This is a genomic window from Sphingomonas bacterium, assembly GCF_028292945.1.
Lineage (GTDB): Bacteria > Pseudomonadota > Alphaproteobacteria > Sphingomonadales > Sphingomonadaceae > Sphingomonas.
Genome location: NZ_JAQGLJ010000006.1, coordinates 24,500 through 30,995 on the forward strand (window position 1 = coordinate 24,500; position 6,496 = coordinate 30,995).

The window sequence follows — 6,496 nt, forward strand, 5'->3', positions numbered from 1 at the left end:
CCTAGCATGAGTGCGTTCGGGCGTCGTAACGGCATGGGTGGGGGTTCGGCGCCGCGGCCGGCGTTCGGCGTCGCACGCCCGATGCAGGGGACGGGCAGGCCCGATCATGATGCTCCCGAAGGCGGATCGCAATTCCCGCCGATCGAATCGCTGCCGCTACCGGGCGATCCCGATTCCGTGGCGACGTTCGGGTCCGGCACGATGCCGGGTGGCCCCAATGACGCGATGCAGCGGCTGACCGATCGTCAGAACGCCAGCGGCGACGCCGGCAACAGCAGGTCCGAAGGCTTTGAGGCGTCGATCCACCGCATCAAGGAGCAGGTGCTGCCGCGCCTGCTGGAGCGCGTCGATCCCGAGGCTGCCGCGACGCTGGGCAAGGATGAACTCGCCGAGGAATTCCGCCCGATCATCGGCGAGGTGCTCGCCGAGCTGAAGCTGACGCTCAACCGCCGCGAGCAGTTCGCGCTGGAAAAGGTGCTGGTCGACGAGCTGCTGGGTCTCGGGCCGCTCGAGGAGCTGCTGAGCGACCCCAACATCACCGACATCATGGTCAACGGCCCCGAGCAGACCTATGTCGAGCGCAAGGGCAAGCTCGAACTGGCGCAGATCCAGTTCCGCGACGAGGAGCATCTGTTCCAGATCGCGCAGCGGATCGTCAACTCGGTCGGTCGCCGCGTCGATCAGACCAGCCCGCTCGCCGACGCCCGCCTCAAGGACGGCAGCCGCGTCAACGTCATCGTGCCCCCGCTGTCCTTGCGCGGCACCGCGATCTCGATCCGCAAGTTTTCCGCCAAGCCGATCACGCTCGACATGATGGCGGGCTTTGGCTCGATGTCGCCAAAGATGGCGACCGCGCTGAAGATCGCGGGCGCGTCGCGGTTCAACGTCGTCATCTCGGGCGGCACGGGTTCGGGCAAGACGACGATGCTCAACGCCTTGTCGAAGATGATCGACCCGGGCGAGCGCGTGCTGACGATCGAGGACGCGGCCGAGCTTCGCCTCCAGCAGCCGCACTGGCTGCCGCTGGAAACGCGCCCCGCAAACCTGGAGGGTCAGGGCGAGATCAGCATCCGCGATCTGGTGAAGAACGCACTGCGCATGCGGCCCGATCGTATCATCCTGGGCGAAATCCGTGGCTCCGAGTGTTTCGACATGCTCGCGGCCATGAACACCGGCCATGACGGCTCGATGTGCACGCTCCACGCCAACTCGCCCAGAGAGGCGCTGGCGCGTATGGAGAACATGGTGATGATGTCGGACATCAAGGTGCCCAAGGAGGCGATCAGCCGCCAGATCGCCGACTCGGTCGAACTGATCATCCAGGTCAAGCGCCTGCGCGACGGTTCGCGTCGCGTCACCAACGTCACGGAGGTGATCGGCATGGAAGGCCCGGTGATCGTCACGCAGGAGCTGTTCAAGTTCGAATATCTGGACGAGTCCGCCGACGGCAAGATCATCGGCGAATACCGCTCGATGGGCCTGCGCCCCTACACGCTCGACAAGGCGCGGCAGTTCGGGTTCGACAGCGCGTATCTGGAGGCTTGTCTGTAAGGCAGGGGGGCAGACGGCCACGCCCATCTGACTCGCTCAAGGCCGGCCGGCGGGAAGCGCAAGCGCTCCCGTCCGACGTCACGGGATCTACTTCCGTGACGGCCTCACCGAAAAATCACCGCTTCAACCGATAAACCGCCGTGGTCGACACCCGACCAACTGCTGCCCACCCAGCACCGGCGGCGGCGCGGACTCCATCATCGGCGCGCCCCCCGGCGGAAGCCGGGGGCCTAGTCGGCCGCACCCCGGACTGGACCCGGCTTCCGTCGGGGAAGGCAAAGAGTATCTAGACGATGGGCGAGCCGCTACTGCCCCAGCCGCTCCACCTTGTCCTGCAGCGCCGCCAGTTCCGCACGCAGCGCGGCGATCTCGTCATCCTTGCTCGGCGTCCCGGCCACCGGGAGCTTGCCCGGCTTGAACGCCTGTGCCGCCGCCTCGAACATCGCCATGTTGCGCTTGGCGATCTCAGCGAAGGGCGAATGCGCGAACGCTCCTTCCACCGCGGAGCGGAACTGCTCGCCGTTGTGGCGAAAGCTGTCCATCGACGCTTCCAGGTAACCCGGCACCATCGCCTGCATGCTGTCGCCGTACAGCGCGATCAGCTGGCGCAGGAAGCTGATCGGCAGCATCGGCGTGGTGCCGCCACGTCCTTCGGCGTCCATGATGATCTGGGTGAGGACGGTGTGCGTGATGTCCTCGTCCGTGCGGGCGTCGACAACCTTGAAGTCGCGCCCTTCGCGCGTCATCGCCGCGAGGTGCTCCAACGTGATGTAGGACGAAGTCTCCGTGTTGTAGAGCCGCCGGTTGGCGTATTTCTTGACCGTCACCGGCGCGATACCGGATTCGCTGTCGACGTCGCTCGCCGCCTGCTTGCGCATGGCTGTTCCTACCTTGTGAAGCGGCGATGCTACGCGCTGCGTTGCGGCGCTGCAACATGGCTCCTGCTGACGGCGGCGCATGCATAGCCGCAGTCGAAGGCAGGCTAATCCCACACCCGTTCGTACCGCGCACCCAGGCTCGTCAACAGCTCGTATTGGGACATCCCCGACACCATCGCCGCGCCCGCCAGCGTCAGGTCCACCCCCACCCAATCGCCCTCAGCCAGCGTCGGCATGGGGCCGACATCGACTGCCAGGAGGTCCATCGACACCCGCCCGATCACGGGCAGTCGCGCGCCGCCCGCCGCTGCATGCCCGATATTCGAGAATCCCCGGAAATATCCGTCCGCATAGCCGATGTTGAGGATCGCCACTTCCGTATCGGTGGCCGCCGTCCACATCGCGTTATAGCCGACGCTCTCGCCCGCGCGCACGAGCCGCCGCTGCAGGATTTCGGCTTGCGGGAACACCACCTGCCGCACCACCGCCGCCAGCGCCCGCACCGGCACTCCACCGTACAGCGCCAGCCCCGGCCGGGTCAGGTCGAACGCGTAACCCTCGCCCAGCGCGATCCCCGCCGAGTTCGCGAGGCTCAGCCGCCGCGCGTTCGTTGCTTCACCCATCCCGGCCAGCGCGTCGCGCTGCCGCGCGTTCATCGGACTGTCCTCGTCGGCGGACGCCAGGTGGCTCATCAGTGTGTCGATGCTCAGCCCGTCGAGCAGCCCCGCCCGGACCTCGTCCACCGAGACCCCGAGCCGGTTCATCCCCGTATCGACCATCACGTCGCAGGCACCGCCGCCCGCCGCCTTCCACCGCGCGACCTGCGCCGCCGTGTTGAGCACCGGTCGCGCGTGGCTGTTCAGGGCCACGTCCATGTCCGCCTCACGCACCCCATGCAGCACCGACAACGGCAGTCCAAACGGCGGAAACGCCGCCGCCTCGTCCCAGGTCGCGACGTAGAAGTCGCGCGCGCCGGCATTAGCGAGCCGCACCACCGTGTCGGCGACCCCCAGCCCATAGGCGTCCGCCTTCACCGCCGCGCCGCACGCGGCCGCGCCGCTCAACCGGTCGAGCGCACGCCAGTTGTCGGCGAGCGCGGTGCCGTCGAGGCGCAGGCGAAGGGGCGCGGTCATCGGGCGCCGGTAGCGGGTGCGCGCGGCAAAGCAATGGCACGCTGACTTGAGCCGATGCGGTCTTGACCCAAGCCGACGCGGCGGGAACATGGAGCTATTATCGATGGGAACAACCGACATGCGCTTGCCCTGGCCGCTACTCCTGCTGCTCGTCGTCACGCCTGCCGCGATGCTCCCCTCGCTCGGTTCGGCCGCGACGCAGGGCGATCCCTTCGACAACGCGCGGTTCCACGTCGTCAACAAGCAGAATGCGCAGGCGCTCGCGATCGTGGACAGCGGCGCGTTCGGCATCGACCAGGCCAATGACGAGGGCTGGACGCTGCTCCACTTCGCGGCGGAGCAGGGCAATCTGGAAATGGTCAAGCTCCTGCTCGCGCGCGGGGCCGACCCGACGCTGAAGACGACGCGTGGCTCGACGCCCTATCAGGTCGCGTCCGCAACGATGGTGCGGGCGGAGATCGACAAGGCGGTCCGTGCGAAGACGGGCGTGGCCGCCTCGCCAGCCGCGAAGCTGCCCGCCAAAACGGCAGCCGCGCGTGCATCGTCCGTTCCGGGCGTCAAGCCCGCCGCCACCTCGCCCCGCGCAAAGCTGTGCCAGGCGCGCTGGTATTCCAGCCAGGCGCTGTGCTCGGATTCTACCTGCAAGATGCGCGAATATCGCAAGTGGCAGACCTGTCAGAAGACCGGCTCCTACTACTGACCGATACTGGCGCGCGCGCGCGTCCAGACCCATATTCGCCTCGCATGACGATACAAATCCGCACGTCCCTCGCCGAGCCGGAAACCGGCGACAACTTCGTCCCCCATCGCCCCGCGCGTCCGCCCAAGGCAGAGGGCGGCAAGCCGTTCACGCTGGTGACCGAATACACCCCGTCCGGCGATCAGCCGACCGCGATCAAAGAACTCGTCGCCAGCGCGCTGGCGGGCGAGAAGGACCAGGTACTGCTCGGCGTCACCGGCTCGGGCAAGACCTTCACCATGGCCAAGGTGATCGAAGCCTTGCAACGCCCTGCGCTGATCCTCGCCCCCAACAAGATCCTCGCCGCACAGCTCTACGGCGAGTTCAAGTCGTTCTTCCCCAACAACGCGGTCGAATATTTCGTCAGCTACTACGACTATTACCAGCCCGAGGCCTATGTGCCGCGCTCGGACACGTACATCGAGAAGGAAAGCTCGGTGAACGAGGGCATCGACCGCATGCGTCACTCGGCGACGCGGTCGCTGCTGGAGCGCGACGACGTCATCATCGTCGCGTCGGTATCCTGCATCTACGGCATCGGCTCGGTCGAGACCTATTCGGCGATGATCTTCGACCTGAAGAAGGGCCAGACCGCCGACCAGCGCGAGATCGTCCGCAAGCTCGTGGCGCTGCAATACAAGCGCAACGACACCGCGTTCGCGCGCGGTAATTTCCGGGTCAAGGGCGACAACCTCGAAATCTACCCCTCGCATTATGAAGATGCGGCCTGGCGCGTGTCGTTCTTCGGCGACGAGATCGAGAGCATCACCGAATTCGATCCGCTCACCGGCAACAAGATCGCGACACTCAACTCCGTCCGCATCTACGCCAACTCGCACTATGTCACCCCCGGCCCGACGATGAAGCAGGCGACCGAGGCGATCCGCCACGAACTGACCGAACGGCTCAAGGAACTGGAGGCGGAGGGCAAGCTGATCGAGCACCAGCGGCTGGAGCAGCGTACCAACTATGATCTGGAGATGATCGCCGCGACCGGCAGCTGCAACGGCATCGAGAATTACAGCCGCTTCCTCACCGGCCGCCTCCCCGGCGAGCCGCCCCCCACCCTGTTCGAATATCTGCCTGAGAACGCGCTGCTGTTCGTCGACGAGAGCCACGTCACCGTCCCACAGGTCGGCGGCATGGCGCGCGGCGATCACCGCCGCAAGATCACGCTCGCGGAGTACGGCTTCCGCCTGCCGAGCTGTATCGACAACCGCCCGCTGCGCTTCAACGAGTGGGACGCGATGCGCCCGCAGACGGTGTGCGTGTCGGCAACCCCCGGCAACTGGGAGATGGAGCAGACCGGCGGCGTCTTCGCCGAACAGGTCATCCGCCCCACCGGCCTCATCGACCCGCCGGTCGAGATCAGGCCGGTCGAGGAGCAGGTCCAGGATCTGATCGTCGAATGCCGCAAGACGACCGCGCTCGGCTACCGCACGCTCGTCACCACCCTGACCAAGCGCATGGCGGAGGACCTGACCGAGTATATGCACGAAGCGGGGATCAAGGTCCGCTACATGCACTCCGACGTCGAGACGCTCGAACGCATCGAGCTGATCCGCGACCTGCGGCTGGGCGTGTACGACGTGATCATCGGCATCAACCTGCTGCGCGAGGGGCTCGACATCCCCGAATGCGGGCTGGTCGCGATTCTCGACGCCGACAAGGAGGGCTTTCTGCGGTCCGAGACGTCGCTGATCCAGACCATCGGCCGCGCCGCGCGCAACGTCGACGGCCGCGTCATCCTCTACGCCGACCGCATCACCGGCTCGATGGAGCGCGCGATGAACGAGACGGCGCGGCGTCGCGAGAAGCAGGAGGAATACAACACCATCCACGGCATCACGCCGACGACGATCCGCCGCAACATCGGCGACATCATCGCGCACGTCGCCAGTAAGGACCAGGTGACGGTCGCGATCGACGACGACCGCCCGCACATGGTCGGCCACAACCTGCGCGCCTATATCGAGGACCTTGAAAAGCAGATGCGCAAGGCCGCGTCGGACCTCGAGTTCGAGACCGCCGGACGCCTGCGCGACGAAATCCGCCAGCTGGAGAATGACGAACTCGGCCTCCCCGCGCACGAGCAGAAGGCACCGGTCATGGGCCGCAGCAACGAAGGCAAGCCGGGCACGCGCAAGACGCGCTACGGCAAGCAGCAACAGGTGCGGGCGGGACGGCGGCGGGCT

At 66.6% G+C, this 6,496-nt stretch carries 5 protein-coding genes; 3 read left to right on the top strand and 2 right to left on the bottom strand.

From position 1 onward, the window contains the following. The first annotated feature begins 6 nt into the window (after window positions 1–6). Complete coding sequence (locus JWN21_RS00635) at window positions 7–1,551, top strand: CpaF family protein (protein ID WP_299645455.1); 1,545 nt, start codon at window positions 7–9, stop codon at window positions 1,549–1,551. Between the two features lie 305 nt (window positions 1,552–1,856). On the opposite strand, the gene phaR is transcribed toward JWN21_RS00635, so the two are convergent. Further along, window positions 1,857–2,429, bottom strand: a complete 573-nt coding sequence (phaR, locus tag JWN21_RS00640) for a polyhydroxyalkanoate synthesis repressor PhaR (protein WP_299645456.1) — start codon at window positions 2,427–2,429, stop codon at window positions 1,857–1,859. A 104-nt stretch (window positions 2,430–2,533) separates the two neighbouring features. Then, a complete protein-coding gene (gene alr / locus JWN21_RS00645; RefSeq protein WP_299645457.1) occupies window positions 2,534–3,562 on the bottom strand; it encodes an alanine racemase in 1,029 nt (342 codons plus the stop codon). Between the two features lie 118 nt (window positions 3,563–3,680). On the opposite strand from alr, the gene JWN21_RS00650 reads away from it, so the two are divergent. Then, complete coding sequence (locus JWN21_RS00650; protein ID WP_299645458.1) at window positions 3,681–4,262, top strand: ankyrin repeat domain-containing protein; 582 nt, start codon at window positions 3,681–3,683, stop codon at window positions 4,260–4,262. A gap of 44 nt (window positions 4,263–4,306) precedes the next feature. Next, the coding region (gene uvrB, locus JWN21_RS00655) for an excinuclease ABC subunit UvrB (RefSeq protein WP_299645459.1) at window positions 4,307–6,496 on the top strand (2,190 nt) is incomplete at its 3' end.